At 53.4% G+C, this 20649-nt stretch carries 23 protein-coding genes; 6 read left to right on the forward strand and 17 right to left on the reverse strand.

The annotated features are described in order from the left end of the window. Window positions 1-145: 145 nt before the first annotated feature. The 14 genes from MHI24_RS02120 to MHI24_RS02185 form a co-directional block, all read right to left on the reverse strand. Window positions 146-1654, reverse strand: coding sequence for a serine/threonine-protein kinase (locus tag MHI24_RS02120; protein WP_340023914.1), 1509 nt, complete (start codon window positions 1652-1654; stop codon window positions 146-148). Between the two features lie 368 nt (window positions 1655-2022). Then, window positions 2023-3090 (reverse strand): SAM-dependent methyltransferase, encoded by a 1068-nt coding sequence (locus MHI24_RS02125; protein WP_340023915.1) that lies wholly within the window; start codon window positions 3088-3090, stop codon window positions 2023-2025. After that, window positions 3087-3869, reverse strand: a complete 783-nt coding sequence (locus tag MHI24_RS02130; protein WP_340023916.1) for an ATP-binding cassette domain-containing protein — start codon at window positions 3867-3869, stop codon at window positions 3087-3089. Before MHI24_RS02130 ends, MHI24_RS02125 begins: the two co-directional genes overlap by 4 nt. Beyond that, window positions 3869-4192: a thioredoxin family protein gene (locus MHI24_RS02135; protein ID WP_340023917.1), complete on the reverse strand. Its 324-nt coding sequence runs from the start codon at window positions 4190-4192 to the stop codon at window positions 3869-3871. Before MHI24_RS02135 ends, MHI24_RS02130 begins: the two co-directional genes overlap by 1 nt. After that, complete coding sequence (locus tag MHI24_RS02140; RefSeq protein ID WP_340023918.1) at window positions 4189-5037, reverse strand: deoxyribonuclease IV; 849 nt, start codon at window positions 5035-5037, stop codon at window positions 4189-4191. The genes MHI24_RS02135 and MHI24_RS02140 overlap by 4 nt, the downstream gene beginning before the upstream one ends. Further along, window positions 5027-5842 (reverse strand): DNA-formamidopyrimidine glycosylase family protein, encoded by an 816-nt coding sequence (locus MHI24_RS02145; protein WP_340023919.1) that lies wholly within the window; start codon window positions 5840-5842, stop codon window positions 5027-5029. The genes MHI24_RS02140 and MHI24_RS02145 overlap by 11 nt, the downstream gene beginning before the upstream one ends. Before the next feature lie 48 nt (window positions 5843-5890). Then, a complete protein-coding gene (locus MHI24_RS02150) occupies window positions 5891-6679 on the reverse strand; it encodes a TIGR01457 family HAD-type hydrolase (protein ID WP_340023920.1) in 789 nt (262 codons plus the stop codon). 293 nt (window positions 6680-6972) lie between these two features. Further along, window positions 6973-7923, reverse strand: a complete 951-nt coding sequence (gene rnz, locus MHI24_RS02155; protein ID WP_340023921.1) for a ribonuclease Z — start codon at window positions 7921-7923, stop codon at window positions 6973-6975. Between the two features lie 241 nt (window positions 7924-8164). Then, window positions 8165-11602, reverse strand: a complete 3438-nt coding sequence (gene metH / locus MHI24_RS02160) for a methionine synthase (RefSeq protein WP_340023923.1) — start codon at window positions 11600-11602, stop codon at window positions 8165-8167. A 106-nt stretch (window positions 11603-11708) separates the two neighbouring features. After that, window positions 11709-12080 (reverse strand): FixH family protein, encoded by a 372-nt coding sequence (locus tag MHI24_RS02165; protein ID WP_340023924.1) that lies wholly within the window; start codon window positions 12078-12080, stop codon window positions 11709-11711. 251 nt (window positions 12081-12331) lie between these two features. Continuing rightward, window positions 12332-13117: an HAD-IA family hydrolase gene (locus MHI24_RS02170; protein ID WP_340023925.1), complete on the reverse strand. Its 786-nt coding sequence runs from the start codon at window positions 13115-13117 to the stop codon at window positions 12332-12334. A 34-nt stretch (window positions 13118-13151) separates the two neighbouring features. Beyond that, on the reverse strand, window positions 13152-13679 hold the full coding sequence (locus MHI24_RS02175; protein ID WP_340023926.1) for a hypothetical protein: 528 nt from the start codon (window positions 13677-13679) through the stop codon (window positions 13152-13154). A 48-nt stretch (window positions 13680-13727) separates the two neighbouring features. Next, on the reverse strand, window positions 13728-13937 hold the full coding sequence (locus MHI24_RS02180) for a DUF896 domain-containing protein (protein WP_340023927.1): 210 nt from the start codon (window positions 13935-13937) through the stop codon (window positions 13728-13730). Window positions 13938-14046: 109 nt separating this feature from the next. Further along, entirely contained in the window at window positions 14047-14457 is a 411-nt protein-coding gene (locus tag MHI24_RS02185) for a LysM peptidoglycan-binding domain-containing protein (RefSeq protein ID WP_340023928.1), read from the reverse strand. A 196-nt stretch (window positions 14458-14653) separates the two neighbouring features. On the opposite strand from MHI24_RS02185, the gene lexA reads away from it, so the two are divergent. After that, window positions 14654-15280 (forward strand): transcriptional repressor LexA, encoded by a 627-nt coding sequence (gene lexA / locus MHI24_RS02190; protein WP_238651585.1) that lies wholly within the window; start codon window positions 14654-14656, stop codon window positions 15278-15280. A 180-nt stretch (window positions 15281-15460) separates the two neighbouring features. Then, window positions 15461-15799, forward strand: coding sequence for a L,D-transpeptidase (locus MHI24_RS02195; protein WP_340023929.1), 339 nt, complete (start codon window positions 15461-15463; stop codon window positions 15797-15799). A 150-nt stretch (window positions 15800-15949) separates the two neighbouring features. On the opposite strand, the gene MHI24_RS02200 is transcribed toward MHI24_RS02195, so the two are convergent. The 3 genes from MHI24_RS02200 to MHI24_RS02210 all read right to left on the reverse strand — a co-directional run bounded on the left by MHI24_RS02200 (window position 15950) and on the right by MHI24_RS02210 (window position 16921). Then, a complete protein-coding gene (locus tag MHI24_RS02200; RefSeq protein ID WP_340023930.1) occupies window positions 15950-16156 on the reverse strand; it encodes a hypothetical protein in 207 nt (68 codons plus the stop codon). Between the two features lie 80 nt (window positions 16157-16236). Continuing rightward, complete coding sequence (locus MHI24_RS02205; RefSeq protein WP_340023931.1) at window positions 16237-16458, reverse strand: hypothetical protein; 222 nt, start codon at window positions 16456-16458, stop codon at window positions 16237-16239. Between the two features lie 91 nt (window positions 16459-16549). Further along, on the reverse strand, window positions 16550-16921 hold the full coding sequence (locus tag MHI24_RS02210; protein ID WP_340023932.1) for a hypothetical protein: 372 nt from the start codon (window positions 16919-16921) through the stop codon (window positions 16550-16552). Window positions 16922-17126: 205 nt separating this feature from the next. Between MHI24_RS02210 and MHI24_RS02215 the strand changes: the two genes are divergently transcribed. The 4 genes from MHI24_RS02215 to MHI24_RS02230 all read left to right on the forward strand — a co-directional run bounded on the left by MHI24_RS02215 (window position 17127) and on the right by MHI24_RS02230 (window position 20434). Next, complete coding sequence (locus MHI24_RS02215) at window positions 17127-17933, forward strand: HipA family kinase (protein WP_340023933.1); 807 nt, start codon at window positions 17127-17129, stop codon at window positions 17931-17933. 3 nt (window positions 17934-17936) lie between these two features. Continuing rightward, window positions 17937-18515 carry a serine/threonine protein kinase gene (locus MHI24_RS02220; protein ID WP_340023934.1) on the forward strand — a complete coding sequence of 193 codons (579 nt, stop codon included), beginning with the start codon at window positions 17937-17939 and terminating at the stop codon, window positions 18513-18515. A gap of 170 nt (window positions 18516-18685) precedes the next feature. Continuing rightward, window positions 18686-19675, forward strand: coding sequence for an HD domain-containing protein (locus MHI24_RS02225; RefSeq protein ID WP_340023935.1), 990 nt, complete (start codon window positions 18686-18688; stop codon window positions 19673-19675). Between the two features lie 171 nt (window positions 19676-19846). Next, window positions 19847-20434 carry a GNAT family protein gene (locus MHI24_RS02230; protein WP_340023936.1) on the forward strand — a complete coding sequence of 196 codons (588 nt, stop codon included), beginning with the start codon at window positions 19847-19849 and terminating at the stop codon, window positions 20432-20434. The last annotated feature ends 215 nt before the right edge of the window (window positions 20435-20649 follow it).

Below are 20649 nucleotides of genomic sequence, written 5' to 3' on the forward strand. Positions count from 1 at the left end.
CCCGGCTCCTGAAGCTGCGCCCGATATGGGATTTCGCTCCATTGTAGCATACCTGCAGCAGACACAGGAAGTCCATAAGCCAGCCCTTTCCAGTAAAACAGCCGATTAAACGGGTCTATCAGGTCTGTCATAGAGTTGGACCATGCTACCTGCGCTTCACAGTAAGCCGCAGGCCGGTTTCCAGGCCCAGCAGACTGCAAAGCGTATGAGCCAGCTTCCCTTTGCGCACGCAAGGGTCCGGCTGATACGGCAGGCAGTACACGCCGGCTACTCCCAGTGCCGATGCCAGCAGTCCGGCGGCCTGCTCTCCGGCCAGCGGCAGGCCAACCCGCCACTGCGGCCCGGGAACAAGCTGCCTGCGGCGCAGCCAGTGCAGCGTTTCTTCCAGCCGCCAGTCCGCGCCTGAGGCAACGAGCAGCGGTACATCGCTGCCCGTGAATAGAGGCAGCGCCCCTTCGAAGCTGCCTGTTCCCAGATCCAGGACGACGAAGGCATAGTTCTGATCCGGCCGCAGCGGAAGCCCATCAGCGGATGAAAGCTTCCAGAAGTCCACCTCATTCCAGGTAAACGGAAGGTACGGTGTTCCCAGCCTGCCCCCCGGTTCAGCAGCATCCGCCATTCCCTTCATGCGGTTAAATACCTCCGAGTCCGGGTTGCAGTCCACCCAAGCAGTCAATCCTGCCCGGGACAGGCAGCTGGCGGCCGCCAGCGAAGTATGCGTAACCCCAAGTCCGGGGGATACGCCAAGCACAGCAATTACCGTTGGGGCGGGCAGACTCTTAGAGTGCACCGGCTGCCCGCCAGGACGCCGACGTGCTTGATACGGGGCGGCAACTCCTGCAGCACGGTGCGGTTCCAGTAGCCGGAGGGCTTCTCTCACCTCCTCCGCGCTGGCGTACCGCTCCTCCGGATGCTGCCGCAGCAGCCGCCGGATAACGGGAATCAGCCGGTCTGGAAGCTGCCCCCGCAGCTTGTTCTCCAGCCCCGGCTGCCAGGCGCTGAATTGGCCGCCCGAGGCCATATACAGCAGCAGTGCGCCCAGACCGTACAAATCGGACTGCGGGCTGCTCTGCCCGCCTCCATATTGCTCGGGCGCGGCGAAGCCGGCTGTTCCCAGCTTCTCTGTATCCGCGACGCTTCCGCTTCTCAGCCGCCGCGCGATGCCGAAGTCAATCACCTTCAATTCATGCTCCCCGGTCAGCATGATGTTGGACGGCTTCAGGTCCCGGTAGATAATCGGCGGCTGATGGCTGTGCAAGTATTCCAGCACCTCCAGCAGCTGCCGGGCATAACTGACCATTCTCCCGCCGGGCATGGCGTATGGCTGCTCGGCCATGTATTGTTGTAGCGTGATTCCTTCGATATATTCCATCACCAGGTAGCTGTAGCCGTCCGGGTCCGACGGAAAGAAATCCGCGATCTGCGGCAGCAGAGAGTGCCGCAGCGTGCTTAACAGCTCCGCTTCCGCCAGGATGGCTCCTGCCCCCGCCTGCCCTTCGAGGATTACGCTCTCTTTTACCGCCCGCAAGACCCCCGGAAGCCGCAAGTCCTCCGCCAGGTAGACCCGGCTCATTCCGCCTCTTCCGAGCAATCCCCTGATGGCATAGCGCCCTCCAAGGACTTGTCCTACCTCTAATTTTGCTGCAAATTCCATTTCGTTGTCCTCCTCATAAATGCCCTGTATTGTTGTAAGTACGCCCTAAACAACCCCCCCATAGCCTCGTACCTGCCCAGTATGTTCGGTTTTTCGATTACATTTGGCCCGCACGCCGCATTCAATCCAATTGTGTTCGGTTTTCCGATTACATTCGGCCCCCCACGCGGCACCCAGTCCAATTGTGGTCGGTTTTTCGATTACATTCGGCCCCCGCGCCACACCCAGTCCAATTGTGTTTGGTTTTTCGCCTACATTTGCTCATCGCCCCCTCGTACCTGCCAACAAAAAAAAGCACACCATAACCCGCCCTGTACCGGCCTTAAGCCGGCGGTGCAGATTATGGGATGCTTTCCCTTGGATTGATATTAATATTTAATCATATAAAGTGTGATTTCATCACGGTTGTGGAACAGCTGCTTCGCGCGCTGAATCTGCATCCGCTCTCCCTCGAACATAGCGATAATCTCCTTGATCACCGCCATCGGCTTCTTGTGCATCAGCTTGACCGTCACCACCGCCGTCCCGCCCGGAGACAGGCTGTACAGCAGCCCTGTGACCAGCTTGGCCATCAGCTTGGGGCTCCAGCTCATATCGCAGACCAGCAGATCGAATTCATTCTCGCGGAATTTGACCTCACCCGCATTCTTACGCAGAATCTTGAGCCCCGGATGGCTGCGCAGCGATTCATGCATCAGCGCAGGATCAACGGCGGTAACCTTCAGGCCCCGTTCCAGCAGGAACGAGGTCCAGCCGCCGGGCGAGGCGCCGATATCCAGCGCATTCCTGAAGCTGCTGAACGGAATGCCGAACTCCTTCTCCGCCTCCATCAGCTTGAACTTAGCCCGCGAGATCTGCCCGTCCTCCTTACGGAAGCGGATCATCCCGCCGTTCCAGCTGGACAGATTGTCCTCCGGCCGGGAGATGCCGGCATAGAGGGCTTCACCGTCAGCATAGACGGAGATGACCCGGGCCGGGTCCTGGACAGTGAACTCGGCGTCCAGGCTCTCCAGCCGGGCCTGCAGCCACTCGCGCAGCTCTCCGGGGCTGTCCTCCCAGAAGGAGCTTGTCCCTTTGCGGACCTGCAGTGACACCCTCTCCCCTTCCAGCTCCGGGCGGCGGCTCAGGTAGACCGCCAGCCGCTCCAGCGCAGGAAGACCGCCTGTATCCTGGAAGTCCACCGGCTGAATATGGCGCAGGAAGACCGGCGGATGCAGCCCCAGCTTACGCGAGACCTCCTGCGGCTCCGCCTCAAGGGTAGCCAGGAAGACCTCACCCGGCAGCAGGAGGGTGCTCTTCACCGCTCCGAACAGGCGGCGCAGCTCCTCCTGGGCATAAGGGGCGAAGCCGTGATTCGCCGTGCAGATGTATCTTGAGGTGATTCTGTCTTGCGAAGGAGCGTCCTGCTCCGGTATTGCTTCTGTGAAATCGTTCAAATCGATGAGCCTCCAGGTCTTATTTTAATCCAGGGACGTCCATGCTCCCATTCAACAGCTACAGGAACCCCGAAGGTGTCCATCAGCCCCTCCTGTGTCAGCACCGCTTCCTTGGGGCCGGCTCCCGCCAGCTTCCCGCCGCGGATCAGCGCCACATGGGTGAAGAGCGGGACGATTTCCTCTACGTGATGCGTGACATACACCACCGCCACCTTCTGCTCTCCCAGCTTGTTGATCTCGTGCAGCATCTTCTCCCGCTCATAGAGATCAAGACCGGCACAAGGCTCGTCCATAATCAGCAGCTTAGGTGAGGCGATCAGGCAGCGGGCAAGCATTGCTTTTTTGCGTTCCCCCTGGGAGAGCGACCCGAACGGATGATACGCCTGCCCGCCGAGATTCATTCCCTCCAGCAGCTCCAGCGCCCGCTCCTTCACGCTTTCCGGAATCGTCTGATAGAATCGCAGGAACGCATAAGCGCCTGTCGCCACAACCTCCCATACCGGATCGTTCAGCGAGAGCTTCTCCATCAGGGACGGCCCGATATAACCAATCTCCTTGCGCACCTCACGCAGATCACACTGACCGTATTTGTAGCCCAGCACCTCAACCGAACCCTTGCTCGGAAAAAGATAGCCGGTCATCATCTCCAGCAATGTCGTTTTGCCGGAGCCGTTGCGTCCGAGAATCACCCAGTTCTCCCCCGGCTTCATCTCAAGCGAGACATCGTCAAGAATCTGGGTCTGCTCCCTGCGGAGCGACAGATGTTGTAAAGATATCATTATGAGTTCACTCCTCTTATAAAAGCCAGCACACGTTCCACCGAGCCGATAGAATACAGGATGTTCGGTTCGGCGCTGCGGTCCGAAGGCACGGCCAGCAGAGCCGGGACACTGGAGATCTTCAAGCTCTGCACCAGCTGCGGCAGCAGATTCACATTGCCTTCGGCAATTCGCAGGTCTGGCGGCAAAAGATGCTCCGCCACCTCCAGCATCCTCCGCGCAGCCTTGCAGGTTCCGCACAGCGGCGTATACAGAAACACGACGAGCGGCTCTCCCGGCTGCGCCAGCAGCGCGAGCAGCTCAGTCTGGTTCATCTCTTTCATTCGTCACCCCCGAACCAGCCGCGTACAGCAGTAATCTCGTCCCTATGTATGCCGTCCGGGCCTTTCTCTGTTTCCATGACAACCACCTTGTGCCGCAGGGGCCCCTGGGTCAGAAGCTCCCTGAGCGCCGGTGCCCCGATGCATCCATGACCTATCCCGGCATGACGGTCCCGCCGCGAGCCGTACGGGTACAAGGAATCATTCAAATGCACAGCCGTCAGTTCAGTCCAATATCCCAGCCGCTCTCCGCGCTCCAGCAGCTCCCCCGTCCGCTCCGGATTCCAGGTCCCGGATGCGAAGGCGTGGCAGGTATCGAAGCAGAAGCCGATTTTCCCGGGGTAACGGCTGAGTTCACGGACCTTGACCAGCTCCTCCAGCGTCATCCCCTCCTGCCCGTGGTTGCCCGCCATATTCTCGATCAGCAGCTTACAGCGGCCTTCCCAGCCGGTAAGCGTGTCGTTGATACATTGTATAATATTTTGATACCCCTGCAGGGGCTCCATTCCGGCAAAATGCCCGAAATGCACCACAATACCCGCCGATCCGCAGGCTTCGGCAATCTCCAGATCATTGCGCAGCGAGGCAACCATCCCTTCCCGCTCCCCGGGGCCGGCCGCCAAGTTCGTCGGATACGGGGTGTGGGCGATGGAAGCCATCCCTTGTTCACGGCAATAATCCGCACAGCTCTGCGCATCGCGGTAGTCTACCGGCTTCAGCTTCAGACTGCGCGGATTCTTCGGGAAATACTGAAAGCATGCCGCCCCGCTCTCCCTGGCAGACCGGGCGGCCTGCCCGTATCCGCCGCGAATGCTGACATGCGCCCCTATGAAGGGGCTATGCGTCATGCTGGCAATCCGGGCAATAGAACACCTTGCGCCCGGACAGCTCCGTTTTCACGATGGTTCCCCCGCCGCGCAGGCAAGGCTCGCCCTCACGGTCATATACCTTGCACGCATCGTTATAAGCCCCGGTTACCGTATCGCCTGTCATGAACGGCATTTCCATGTAACCGCCGATGTCGGTCGCCTCCGTCAGCACCTTGCGCACACTGTCATAGAGCCTGGACACCGCCTCCGGTGTCAGGTTCTGCACCGGTGTTGACGGAAGCAATCTTGCCTCATAGGCGATCTCGTCAGCGTAGCAATTGCCGATGCCGGCCATCACATGCTGATTGACCAGCAGGCTCTTCAGCGCTCCGCGCCGTCCCTTCAGCAGTCCGGCGAACCGTTCTGCGGTCATCCGCCGGTCCAGCAGCTCCGGCCCAAGCTTGCCCATGGCCGCCTCGCTCTCCTTAACCGACAAGAGATGCAGATATCCCAGACGCAGCCCCATGAAGTAGAGGATATGCTCACCGAAGGCCAGCTCTACCTGGGTGGTCCGGTCCGGACGCTCCGCTTCCGTACCGTAGAACAGAAGTCCGCCCAGCATCAGATGCAGCAGCAGCCGTCTGCCGTCATGAAGATGGAAGAGGATATGCTTGGCGCGACGCTCCACGAACACGATCCGTGCGCCAACCAGAGCGTTTACGAAATCTGCAGCTTCCATATTGATAGTCTTAGCCCGGTTCACGGTTACTCCCGTAATCGGTACATTTATAATGTGCTGGCTCAGCAGCTTCCTGTAATTCTCCATTTCCGGCAATTCCGGCATAGTGTCATCGTCCCTTCAAGATTCATAAAAATGCTCATACCTCTGTCATTATACACCGAGCAGTGTCATTAGTTCAGCTAAATCAGCACAAATCTCATCAGGCTTGACCCCGGTCAGCTCCTGATAGTGCTCCAGGTTCTCCCGGGTGGTGAGTCCCGTCAGCACCAGCACCGTCTTACAGCCGGCATTGGCCCCTGCCGCAATGTCTGTGCGCATGTTGTCGCCGACCATCACCGCCTCCTCCGGCTTAATGCCCAGCAGAGAGGCGGCATAGGTGACCAGATGAGTCTCCGGCTTCCCGATGACAACGGGCTGGACGCCGCTGGCTGCTTCAATGGCAGCACCGATCGTTCCGGCACCGGGCATCACCCCGTCATCCGAAGGCAGCATCAGATCGGGATTGGTCAATACGAACCCCGCCCCCTCCCTGATCCAGCGGGAAGCACGGGCAAGCGCTTCATATGTAAAAGAGCGGTCAATTCCCTGCACAACATATTGCGGATTCTCCGTAACCACCTTTAATCCTGCCTCTGTGCAGGCCTGCACCAGACCCTCTTCTCCAAGTATCGCCACAGATGCCCCCGGAGATTCCCCGGCAATATAACGGGCGGCTGCCAGCGATGAGGTACAGACCTCCTCCGCTCTCGCTTCGATGCCCATAGCACGCAAATGCGCGGCAACCCCCTCCGGCGTCCGCGAGGAGTTATTCGTAACGAACAGGAACGGGAGCTCCGCCTGGCGAAGTGCCTCTATCAGCTTCTCGGCTCCTTCAATCTTATGCCGTCCATGGTACAGCGTTCCATCCAGATCGATTAACAAGCCCTTGATATTCTCCATAACTCCCCCTTGCAGATCAGCAAATATTATTTTATGTCATTTATCATTAATGCTATGAATCAAATTCCGAAGCTCTGGAACGTTTCCCGGGAAAGCGCGCTGCTGCAAGCTTCACGCCCCTCCAGCGCCGTTCCAAGACGCTTCCATTCGGCATTTTCTCCAGCCCTTCGTTCCTGTAACCCTTCGGTTTTAATTAAAATTTAACATTCTTCGTCGAACGGTAGCGAACCGGTGCAGGGGCAGGCTTTTTTTGGCACAGCCCTGTCATTTCCTGCGCTTTCCCGGAAAATAATTTATTGCCCCGGGGAATTTCCCGGGCTTCTCCGGTAGACCGGGAAGGTACAGAATTCCTCTGCCAGCAGCGTGTCCGGGAAGATTGCCTGCGCCTCCTGAAGGAGCGGAGCCAGTTCTTCCATAGAGGTGTAACGGGAGCTGAAGTGGGTCAGCAGCAGCTCACGCGCCCCTGCGTCCCTTGCCAGCTCGGCTGCCTGCCGCGCGGTGCTGTGATGATATTGATACGCCATATCCGCCAGATCATGAGCGAACGTGGCCTCATGAATGATCAGATCCGCGTCCTGTGACAGCGGCAGCGCCCCCGGCGTAGGCCTCGTATCCCCGAGAATCACCACCACGCGTCCGCGTTTGGGTGCATGAACGACCTCTGCCGCCCGGATCACAATGCCGTCGTCGGTGGTGATATCCTCACCCTTTTTCAATCTGCCGTACAGCGGTCCGGGCTTCAGCCCGTAGCTTTTCAGCAGCTCAGCATTCAGATTGCCCGGGCTGTCCTTCTCCGTAATCCGGTAGCCGTAGCTGTGGATCCGGTGCTCCAGCAGCCCCGCCTCCACCTTGAAGGTCTCATCTTCGTAGATCAGCCCGCCGCTGTGCTCCACAATCTCCAGCTTATAGGGAATCCGGGACTGGCTGACGGACAGGGAGATTTCCAGATACGCCTTAAGCCCAGGCGGCCCGTATACCGTAAGCGGTGCAGTCCCGCCCTGATAGCCCCGGCTGGAGATCAGCCCCGGCAGGCCGAACAGGTGGTCACCGTGCAGATGCGTAATGAACAGCTTCTCCAGCTTGCCCAGCCGCAGCGGTGAACGGAGAACCTGGTGCTGCGTGCCTTCCCCGCAATCGAACATCCAGAAGGTGCGCCGTTCTTCAAGCAGCCTCAGCGCAACCGAGGTGACATTACGCTGCAGCGTAGGCACCCCGGCATTTGTTCCCAAGAAATAGATTTCCATTGATGTCCCCCTCCTCTCTTCGATTCTTAGCCGCATCATATCACTTCATGTTATCTTGCCATTTCTTATGAAAAGAATTCTACTCTGTTTTGGCTGCAAAAGCATCTTTTTGTCCAAATGGAAACGGATTTGCCGCGAAACAGGTTCATTCTTATATTTCCAGCAAAAAACCTCCCGCTGCCGGGAGGTTCCGAAAAGACGAGGCACAGCCCCTTCTGGCCGGTGCAGACTTGCAGAGTGCTTAAGCCTTCTCCACGTTGAAATACTGGGCTTCCGGGTGGGCGAAGACCATCGCCGATACCGAAGCCTCCGGCTCCATCATGAAGCCGTCCGTCAGGTGAACGCCGATATCTTCCGGCGACATGAGCTTGAACAGTGGACCCTGGTCCTCCAGGTCCGGGCAGGCCGGATAGCCGAAGGATACCCGGATGCCCTGATAACGCGCTCCGTGCCGCTGCTTCATCGTCATCTCGGCCGGGTCAGGGAAGCCCCAGGTATCACGCATCATATGATGGACACGTTCAGCCAGGCCTTCCGCGACCTCCAGCGCCACCGCCTGCACAGCGTGGGAACGGAGATAATCGCCTTTATCCTTAAGCTCGGACGACAATTCACGAACCCCGTGGCCTGCGGTCACCACCAGGAACCCGACATAATCCATAATTCCGCTGTCGACCGGCTTCAGGAAGTCAGCCAGGCAGAGATAAGGCTCGACATTCTGCCGCGGGAAGGTGAAGGTATGCAGCACCTGAGTGTGATCCTGCGGATCATAGATCAGGATGTCATTCCCTCTCGACTGCGCCGGGAAGAAACGGTACATGGCATGCGGAGTAATCGTGCCCTCCAGCATCGCCTGGTGCAGGATATCATCCACCGTCTCCTTCAGCTCAAGCGTACGCGGGTCACCCGCTGCGAGCTGTGCCTCTACGGAGCCGCGCAGCCCCAGATGATGGCCGAGCAGCATCTGCATGTTCACGTACGGAATGATATGGCCGAGCGGATAATTGCGCAGGACATGACGCTCCGTATCCGGCGGAATAAACACTGGCGCATCTGCGGAGATCTTGGAGCGGACCGCGCGGGTCAGTTCGGGAAGCGGCTGCTGGGGAGCGACAGCGACCGCAGCTTCAGCCTCCTGGCGGACCTCCTCCTCGATCTTCACCCGCTCCAGCGGATTCATCAGCCGGTTGGCAATATCCAGGCCGTCCATCGCATCCTTGGCGTATAATACAAGTCCGTCATATTCCGGGCGGATCCGGGTCTTGGTGAACTTACGCGTCAATGCCGCACCGCCGACCAGAATCGGCACATCAATGCCCGCAGAGCGCAGATCCTGCGCCGTCAGTACCATCTGCTGGGCGGACTTCACCAGCAGGCCGGACAAGCCAATCGCATCGGCCTTCTCTTGGCGGAAGGCCTCGATAATGCTCTCCGGGGGAACCTTGATCCCGAGATTAATGATCTCATAACCGTTGTTGGAGAGAATGATCTCCACCAGGTTTTTGCCGATATCATGCACATCGCCCTTAACGGTTGCGAGCATAATCCGCCCCTTCACCGAGGTCTCATCCTTCTGCATGAACTGCTCCAGGTGGCTGACAGAGGCCTTCATCACTTCAGCGCTTTGCAGCACCTCAGCGACAATCAGCTCATTATTATTGAACAGCCTGCCCACCTCGGACATGCCGGCCATCAGCGGCCCGTTGATGATGTCCAGCGGAGCCGCTGATTTCAGCGCTTCATCCAGATCCGGAATCAGCCCTTCCTTGGTTCCTTCCACCACATAGGAGGCAAGGCGCTCATCCAGCGACAGATTAGAGATCTTCTCCTTCTTCTCAACCTTCTTGCCGCGGAAGGCCGCAACGAACGCAGACAACGTATCATCATTGGTGTTGTAGATCAGCTGTTCCGCCAGCTTGCGTTCTTCTTCAGGAATCGAGGCATACCGCTCCACCTTCTCGGTATTCACAATCGCATAGTCCAGCCCCGCCTTCGTACACTCATAGAGGAACACGGAGTTCAGCACCTCACGGCCGGCTTCCGGCAGCCCGAAGGAGACATTGCTGATCCCCAGAATCGTATGCACAGCAGGCATAGCTTCCTTGATCAGACGGATGCCATCGATCGTCTCCTTGGCGGAGCCGATATACTGTTCATCCCCTGTTCCTACCGGGAAGACAAGGGTATCGAAGATCAGGTCTTCCGGTGCCAGGCCATACTTGTTAACCAGCAGGTCATACGAACGCTTGGCGACCTCCAGCTTATCCTTGGCCAGAATGGCTTGGCCGGTCTCGTCAATCGTACCGACGACAATCGCCGCGCCGTATTTGTGAATCAGCGGGGTGACATGCTCGAATTTCTCCTCGCCGTCTTCAAGATTAATGGAGTTAATAATCGCTTTGCCCTGGCAATACTGCAAGGCAAGGTCAATGACCTTCGGATCGGTAGTATCAATCATCAAAGGGACCTTGACCTTCTTCACCACCAGCTCCAGGAAGCGCTTCATGTCCTCCGTCTCATCGCGGTCCGGGTCCTGTACGCAGACGTCGATGACCTGCGCCCCGCTCTTCACCTGGGCACGGGCAATCTCCGAGGCTTCCTCATATTTCCCTTCAACGATCAGCCGCTTGAACTTCCGGGAGCCAAGCACATTGGTCCGCTCACCGACCATGTACGGACGGTTCTCGCTCTCCACATACACTGGCTCAATCCCGGAGAGCGCCGGCGGATGCTGGCCGGTAAGCTTACGCGGCGGATAAGCCGCCATCACCTCAGCCATCGCCCGGATATGCTCCGGCGTAGTTCCGCAGCAGCCCCCGGCAATATTCAGCCAGCCCTTCTCGGCGAAGCCGCCCAGCTTGCGGGCCAGCGAATCCGGGGATTCGTGATAATGCCCGTTCTCATCGGGTAGCCCGGCATTCGGATAACAGCTGACCGCAGACGAAGAGATCGCTGCCAGTGAGCGGATATGGTCACGCATGAACTCCGGACCGGTCGCACAATTAAGGCCGACAGAGATCGGCTTCAGATGCTCCAGTGAGATATAGAAGGCCTCAATGTTCTGTCCGGCCAGCGTGGTTCCCATTGGCTCAATGGTTCCCGAGATCATTACCGGCAGGGTAATCCCGCTCTTCTCAAAAGCCTTGCGGATACCGATGCTGCCGGCCTTCACGTTCAGTGTGTCCTGGGAGGTCTCCAGCAGCAGCGCATCGACCTTGCCGTCAATCAGCGCCACTGCCTGCTCCTCATAGCTGTCAACAAGCTCCTGGAACGTAACCCCTCCGGTAACGGATAGCGTTTTGGTGGTCGGACCCATAGCGCCAACCACATAACGCGGACGCTCCGGCGTATCGTACTTGTCCGCCGCATTGCGGGCCAGCCTGGCCGCCTCCAGGTTAATCTCCCGGGCACGCTCAGGAATATCATATTCGGCAAGCACCACAGAGGTAGCGCCGAAGGTATTGGTCTCAATCAGGTCAGCCCCGGCTTCCAGATATTTCTCATGAATATCCTGAATGACATCCGGCCGGGTAAGCACCAGCATTTCATTACATCCGTCCAGCGCTTCTCCGCCGAAGTCAGCACCGGTAAGCGGCACCTGCTGAATCATGGTTCCCATAGCTCCATCCAGAATCAATATGCGCTGCTGCAAGCTCTCAGCAAGTGTTTGTTTGGCCACGTTCAATCCCCCTAGTGAAACATTAGAGTTAGTTTAGCAGAATAAAGGGATTTGCGAAAGCCTTCCTTTCCACCCTGCATTATCTGTATTGCATACTTGCCTGCGGTTAGGGCTGGACCACCAGTTCCTTGCTGGGCATGGAATGCTGCGTCCTGGCTGTCACGTGGGAGGTCACCGTGAATGTGCCGGCCTCTTCAAAAGTATTCTCCCCGACATAGGCTCCCTCTCCAGCGCTTGTCCCTTCAATTTCAATCTTCTTGCTCTTGTCCGCCGCATCTGTAATTTCAAACATGACTTCCTTCGCGTCATCCACCGGCTTCCCTTCTTGGGTCACAACCGCCTTGAAGCTAACCTTGCTGCCCGCGGCAACCTCTTCCGGGCTCCAGCTAAGCTCCACCTTGATCGGCTGCATCGAGGACCCCGCAGCAGACATATTCATGTCACCATGTTCATCCTTCGAGCATCCTGTCAGTGTCATTCCCATTATCAATCCTATAAGTCCTCTGCGTAACCATAGCTTCCTCATCTGAAGTCCTCCCGGCTCATCAATAGATTCTTCCCCATGCTTACAATGAAAGTCAGATTGCTTTGTTCCTATTATACACATTATATTCATTTTGTCAGAAAGAAGCTTGATAAACTCTGATTTCCCATGAGAATAATCATATACAAGAGGAATACAACAAAAAAACCGATATCCTCGCGGGACACCGGCTCTCTCTGTTTCTATTATAGGGAGTGTACAAGCGGCAAAAGCTCTGTCAGATGGCTAATCTGGTAATCCGGAGTAATCTCCGGGTCAGCAGCCTTGCCGTTCCGGTTAATCCAGACCGTAGTCAGCCCCGCGCCAAGCCCGCCGAGAATATCCGTGGTCAGCTTGTCTCCAACCATGATTCCTTCTTCAGGGGCGATATCCAGGAGCCCAAGCGCATGCTCGAAGATTCCCTTGTCCGGCTTCCCTCTGCCGAAGCTTCCCGAAATGACAATGTGGTCAAAATAGGGAGTCAGCTCAGGCACACCGTCAAGCTTCTCCTGCTGGAGTGCCGGGCAGCCGTTCGTCAGCAGCAGCAGCTTCACCTTGCCGCGCAGCTCGTCCAGCACCTTAAGCGTCTCTTCATATATATAAGGACGGCTGCGGCGCTCAGCAGCGAACTTGTCCGCCAGGCGGGAAGCCAGCGCTTCATCCTCCACCCCGAGCGCGGCCAGTCCCCGGCGCCAGGATTCGGTACGGTAGACCGGGGCCAGCTGTTCAAGCTGGCGGAATTCCGGCTGCTCTCCGGCAGTGAAGTTAGCCCACAGTGCCTCATACGGATTAATGCCGATCAGCTTCGTGAACGGATAGGTCTCATACGATTCATAGAGCTCACGCGCTTCCCTGCGGACAGCAGCCTCCAGCGCCTGCGGATCAACAGCATCTCCGGCAGCCTCGCAAGTGTAGCGGAAGGCTTCCTCCACACTCCGGTCATCCCACAGCAGTGTATCGTCAAGGTCAAATAGTACGGCGGTAATCGGCATTTCGTTCTCCCACTCCCTATGCTGGTCTGTTATCCTATTCGTGCACTACTTCAATATTGTTGTTCTTAGCGAACTGCTCCAGATGTTCTCCCATTGCAGCGGTGTCATAACGGTTGATCAGTCTGGAGAAAATCCACTGCTTGCGCTTCCCCTTATATTTGATGGCAACCATACCACGGGACAGCGTAATCTTCTCGATCTCTGCCGCAGACAGGAAGCGTTCACGGTTGAACTTGATGGTAGACAGGCGGGCGCGTTCAATCTTAAGGAACGGACGGCGGAAGAAGAGCAGCGCGGCAAGCAGGAAATACAGCACTACCCCCAGCCAATTGGCCAGAATTCCGCTGCCTTGGGCCTCATCTATCGAGCCTACTACCCAGAACATTATGCCGAGCAGAACAAGCACGAACGGAAATACGATATTGCGCCCTTTGAATAGCTCGAAGCTCTTGGCCGCAGCCTTAGAGCCTGTAGCATAGATGGACTCTTTCCCTTGCTTCTTTCGTTGCTGGTTAACCTGTTTCGTGTTGCGTTGAACCATTCTTTCCCAAGAACGGGACATGTCAGTTCCCCCTAGTCATCCTGTATTCATCTATGAAAAGACACCGGACTAATGCTTCAGCCCGTAATTGCCTTCTTCATCCTCCGGTTTATCGACAATCTCAATTGTCTCAAGCTGGGCGCGGAAGTTCTTCCGGATGTTGCCCAGATAGATCTCGCGGAGCTTGGCGCGTTCCGCCAGTTCTTCCTCATTCAGGCCGCCGTTCTTCGCCTTGCGTGCTAATTCATTGATGCGTGCGACCACTTCGTCAATATTCAATACGAACCCCTCCCTTTAAATTCATTCTAACTTTGCCATGAGAAAAAGAGCTTGTCAAGGTCTTCCCCCTGAAAGCTCTTAAGGTCTGTCACAAGTCTTCTTCATTCTGTCAGTATTCCGGCACAGTCAGTACATCTCCGGCCTTAATTCTGCTGCCCTCCAGGCCGTTGCTCTTCATAATTCCTTCTATATATACAGCGGTTCTCATATCCTCGGGCTTATTCTTCAACGCAATACTCCATAAGGTATCGCCCGGTTCCACCACAACCCGCTTCTCCTGCTTCAGCACCGGAACAGAACCGGCGAAGACATTACCCACTACCGTAAATCCGGAGATAACGAGCAGCAGCACCAGCGCAACCTTCATGAAGCCGATCTGGCGGAACAGGGATGAGAACATAGCCAGCCTCTGAAGTCTCCGCTTCTCAATCATCATCTGAATACGGGCAGAATTACGCTCTGGAGCCGCTACCTTGTTATCATCTTTATATATGCTTTGGTATGTACTGTATTTTAGCATTGAAATCATCCTCCAAACACTTGTTCTTACTTTCGCCAATAATATAACACGAACATGTGTTTTGATCAATACTTTTCTCGAACATTCGTTCTGTTTATTTTCGGAGATATATTTTCCTCTTTTTAGAACTTATGTTTGTACGAACGGCAGTTCTATGTTATAATTTTCCCAAACATACTATATGGGGTTGATTCCGATGTCCAAGATTTCAAGTCGTCAGCTGGCGATCCTGGAATTTATACGTAACGAAGTCCGCAGCAAAGGTTATCCTCCGTCTGTCCGTGAGATTGGCGAAGCTGTCGGACTGGCCTCCAGTTCTACAGTACACGGTCATCTGGACCGGCTGGAGAAGAAAGGCCTGATCCGGCGCGACCCTACGAAGCCCCGTGCGATTGAATTGCTGGGCCAGGAGGATTCAGAGAATGTGCACCAATTCGTCCAGACCGTTACACGCATCCCGGTTGTAGGCAAGGTTACCGCCGGTGTTCCTATTACCGCTACAGAGAATATTGAAGACTACTTCCCGCTGCCGACTCATTATGTAGGCGATAACAAGGTATTCATGCTGTCCGTATTCGGCGACAGTATGGTGGATGCCGGGATTATGAACGGCGATTACGTTATCGTCCGCCAGCAGCAGACTGCCGACAACGGCGACATCGTTGTTGCCATGACTGAAGAAGATGAAGCTACGGTCAAGACCTTCTATAAGGAACGCGACCACATCCGGCTGCAGCCGGAGAACCCGGCTTACGAGCCTCTCCGCCTTAACCGCGTGACCATACTGGGCAGAGTCATCGGATTGTTCCGCGATATTCATTAATCTCCCCCTCCAAGAACAGGCTGCTTTCGCATCATGCGGAAGCAGCCTGTTCTCTGTTTATGAATATGCCAAAAACACCAATAGCGAACATTTGTTCTGTTACGGCGTTTTTGGCATATTTTCTGTGAACCTCTCTATTCCTCCGCACATATCCTGATTACAAAAGGAGTGCTGATCCCTATGCCCAATTACCGTATCATTGTAGACCTCTCGCAGCGGATGCTCTATCTGCTCGACAATGATGTTGTCACCCGGGGCTTCCCGGTCGGCATCGGCAAGATGCTGACGGTCTCGCCGGTCGGCGAATACACTATTATTAACAAGCAGCCTAATCCGGGCGGACCCTTCGGCGCGTTCTGGATGGGACTGTCCAAGCCGCATTATGGCATTCACGGCACCAATGACCCGGCTTCGATCGGACATATGGTCTCCCATGGCTGTATCCGCATGTATAACGCAGATGTCCTGGCTCTGGCTGCGCTAGTCCCGGTCGGCACCCGGGTCACCATCAGGGAGTAAGCCCCCGGCAGATTACCTGCGCCGAATTTGGCCGGTATGAGTCCAGCCGCCGCCGACACAAAAACCCTTCTGACGCCGGATACGCCACAAGGGTTCTTTGTCTCGGTATACATTAGACTGGAATGGATGCTATGGACTAAAGCACGCTTCTCAACAGACGGAGCGCCTTGTATTTAAGCGAATGGCTTCACGGATAGACGCTCTGGCAGCCAGCAGCTCTCTTCTGGCCCGAGAACCTCTGGGGACTCTGCGCAGATTCTCGTTGATTTCTTCCAGTCTCTCCAGCAGGATGGCCCGCTGTGCAATCAGGACATTAATGGCTCTGCGAATCCGGTTACATTCTCTTTGGGTTATCATTACACCTCTTCTACGTTTCATAGTATAAGAGATACGATAAGCCGCTCCGAAAACTGTGTGACCCGGCATTAACTTTACACTTACTTGTTATTCAGCTGCACCCGGAACTCGTATTCGTCCCGTCTATAGGTCATGCCAGCCAGCAGAATATACTCCGGCGTCCATTTCTGCACAGGTCCGGCATAATCAGCGATGACATGCGGTTTGCCGTCCTCCAGCTGAATCACATAGACTTGAACCTGAGCCAGCGCAGCAGCGAATAAGTCAGCATCACTGGACAGTACTTTATAAGCCGTATCCAACTTCGTTCCTCCTTGTTCCACACCCGTAATTAAAGATTCCGCTAGAATCTATTCAATTATACCGGGTTCTGGAACAATATGTAAACCATATTTACAGCTTGACAAAGATGATTTTGAACAACCCAATATACTTCTTGGCCGCCTCGCCATCCCCGGTAAAAAATCTCGTATTCTTAAGGTCCGGCACGCTGAAAACAGAGAAGAAGATGTAGTTATCCCTCTTCGTCAACGACTCAACGACAGGCTGGGCCACCAGCTTGGTGATTCCGTCGCCGATCTCCTGGCCAATCGTATTCTCCAGATTTTTCACCGCATATTCACTGAACTCTTCCTTCCCCGGATTGGTAACCGCCAACACCACCAGAATAAGTATCAGTATCAGTATCAGGACCAGAAACGATTTACCGCCCGATCTCCTGCGGACTCTCCGAGCCGGACCGGACGCATCATAACGCGGATTCATTCTTTTCCCCCTCGGCTAAATAATATAAGTCATCTCTTGAAGCATGCCCCCAGCGGATTCATTCAGGACAAGCATTAGCACTATGACAACCTTCTTATAATCCCCTCCTATGCCTGCCGCGAGGATTCTTCCGCTTAATGATATTATCCCTCTACCCATACCAATAATTTTACATTGAATACTTTATTTTGTAGAGGTGATTCCAGTGATCCGTGGAGAGAAGTATTTTAAGCCTATTCAATCAGGATTCAGCCGCCCACACTTAATCTTATGCACAGACGGGCAGTTTTACATTCTAAAATTAAGATCTAATCCTCAAGGAAATATGGTTTTGGTCAATGAGATTATTAGTTACCGGTTAGCCTTATTGCTGGATCTCCCAGTACCTAAAGGAGAAGTAATTCTCTTGGAAGAGCACTTCATCTCACAAACTCCACAGCTCCAAACGGCGAATGCTCAAGCAGGCCTGCATTTCGGAAGTTTATTTATTCCGGATTCAGTCAATTTAACACATGGAACTGATCTTTCCCGGGTTGATAATATTGTGAAAGCAGCTGATATAATCTTATTTGATTATTGGGTGAACAATAATGACCGGCATTTATTCAACGGTGCAAGTACCAACCTTTTAGTGACTAACTCTGGAACACCGCATTTATGGATGATCGACCAGGCCAACATCTTGAACGGCCCGCATTGGGATGAGCATTCCATCATAGCTCATCAGCCTTATATTTCTACATATTGGGGTGAAGTCTACCAGAAATTTGTACCTTATCTTGATCAAGAATTTCCCTTTAAGAACTCGCTACCTAACTATGAGAATCTGAATAGCTCTGTCTTAACGGAGGTTGTATCCGATTTACCGCAAGAATGGGGATTCCCGGCACAATCGGGTCATGCGCTTGTCAATTATCTGTTATCCAGATTAACTCTGTTACCTCGCGCAATTGAAGCGGTTCATATTCATTTTCCGGTTTGGAACTATTATTTCCGTCAAACGGAGGTGTAACTGATGGATGACTTCACCGCTATCCAAGTTTATCCTGGAATTCAACAGGCAGGCGTAAATTATCAGGTAGCTTTTTACAATCCTACTTCCCTCCCTTTCATTGGCGCGGGTGCGCAAGGAGCTGTTTTTCTATTAGATCCCAGCAAATGCATAAAAATCTATGCTCTGCCTGATGATGCAAAAAAGGAGGCCGATGTACTTAGACACGTTGGCTCCTCGACATTCTTTCCAAAATTATATGGTTCCGGCTTCAATTATAATGTGATGCAATTCATACAGGGCTTGGGATTAGATGGGTATTTACATCACTATTGCTTTGACGATACTCTTGCTAACAAAATAATTGCTTTGCTTGACGAGATGAAACGCTTGGGTTTGACACGGATTGACGCCGCATTGAGACACATTATTGTTACTCCTTCACAGTCACTGATAGTCATCGATCATGTGCACTCGCTGCATACGCACTCCCCTAAACCTCATCTCCTTCTTGCTGAACTCAAGAATCTAAACTTAATGTCATGTTTCATGGAGTACGTTAGGGTTCATAGACCTGATCTTTATGAGTATTGGAGCGTATAGCATTCAACTTCCTGCAAAAAGAATCATCCCGGGAGATAAAACTTAACAAATTTGGGAATTTCCCTTATATTATTACGTGAGGGCTTTGCCCAATCTTTCCCTTCAGCTTTAGAAGTGAATTTATAAGCGGTAAGAATAATAATCTATGAAATCCCAGGAGGTAACATTGCATGGATTTTCGCTTAAGACTTGATGGTGCTTTGAACGAAATTTACGAACCTCTGTGGAAGCTACGGATTCCGCTCTCTGATGCTGAAAAAGCATTGCTCAGAAGCAAGAAGGTGCGGCGGCTTCATTTTATCCGGCATGGCGGAGCTTCTTTCATTAATACCCACCATACCTATAGCCGCTTGCAACATACGTTAGGTGTATTTGCGCTTACGGCCCATTTTGAGCCGGACAACCGTACGTTGCGGGCAGCAGCATTGCTGCATGATATCGGACATGCGCCTTTTAGTCATACACTAGAATCCCTTCCAGAAGTGGATCATCACGAATGGACCAGGGAAGCTTTATTTTCTGAGGAGATTGTTGACATCCTGTCTCATTCGGATATTTGCGCTACAGATGTCATGGACTATATAGATGGTTCAAAGCGGAGCATCTTGAGGAACAAGGACGGGGTTCTTCATGCAGATCATTTGGACTCCTTGGTCAGAAGTGCATTTATCGGTGGTTATCTGACTATTACTACTGATGAACTTTTTGAAGCGATGAGCTATAGTAATGGAAGTCTTCAGTTCACATTGGAAGCTGGCAAGCGTGTCACCGGGCTCATATGGGAAGAGGCCCACATGCAAGCTTCCCTGGCTAACATCGGCGTAAACGCGATCATGAGGAAACTGGCTGGCCGCTTAGTACATAAAAATGAGCTTGAAACAGCTAAGCTGCCGCTCATGACGGATACGCATATCGAGCAGTTACTTCTTAATAATCCGGACACACAGGTTGAGTATGAAAAGCTGCTTATGGAATCATGGCGGATTCGCGTGTCCCGGAATAAGCCTGCTTTTCCAGCGGAAACAGCCGTTTTGAACAAACTCTATCTCGCGATGCCGCTCGTCCAAGGCGTTATGATTACTGAATATTCACCAGACTATCTAGCTACGATTGACCAACTAAAACAGCTTCTAGGCACGTATTACGTTTGGTGGGAGTAGACGCCTTAAAATAAACATACTTCGGAATAACTTATATAATTAATTGTCTTAGATCTACACCATCTAAGTATTGTCATCATGTTAAGATTACTTAGAATCAAAAAGTACCCCCAAAATATATATTTCATACGATAAACTTATAGAGTCGCGATATTATTTGGAGGTGTACTTATGCGAAATATAGATTATACAAACTATTATTGGCAAGATGATGAAATTAGATTGCGCTCAATAGAGGCCGAGGATTGGGAAAGTATATATTTAACTGCATTTGATACCCCTGCCCGTCGTTTTCTGGAATGTACCATTGAATTGCCGCCTACTATCTCGGGTGCGAAGAAATTCATCGAAGAGAATGTTGAATTTAAATCCACTAATGGCCGAATCATGTTTACTATTGAAAATATAAACGGTGAAACGGTAGGTGGTATTAATTTAAACAGCATTGACGAGAGGAATGGTACTTTCAGCATAGGTATTGTAATTGATCACCCCTATCGAGGTAAGGGCTACGGCACCAGGGCAGTGCATTTGCTCTTAAAATATGCATTTTTCGAGCGTAGACTTAATAAATTCAATGACTATGTTCTGGACGGAAACGAGGCATCGGCTGCTATGCTAAGAAAAGTAGGGTGCGTTCAAGAAGGAGTCCGACGTCAAATCTTCTATATCAATGGTAGTTATCATGATTGTATGTTGTTTGGTTTAACAAAGGATGAATATAGGGATCTTCTTCATAAGGGCCACCAAAATAACTAATCATGCATTAACCTATCAGAGACATTCAGTTCAATTTTTTCTTGTATGTCTTCACCACAATCTGACTTAACTCTTCGCGGCCGCCAAATGTATTCGGTATTCCGCATACATTCCACCCACACACACATAAAGAGCACTTATCCACGGTCAGCAGATATCAATCATCATACAAGTGGAAACGGCTTTGCTGTCCTTTTAAAGGACGGTTCCGTTTC

It is taken from the genome of Paenibacillus sp. FSL K6-1096, assembly GCF_037977055.1.
Classification (GTDB): Bacteria; Bacillota; Bacilli; order Paenibacillales; family Paenibacillaceae; genus Paenibacillus_AQ.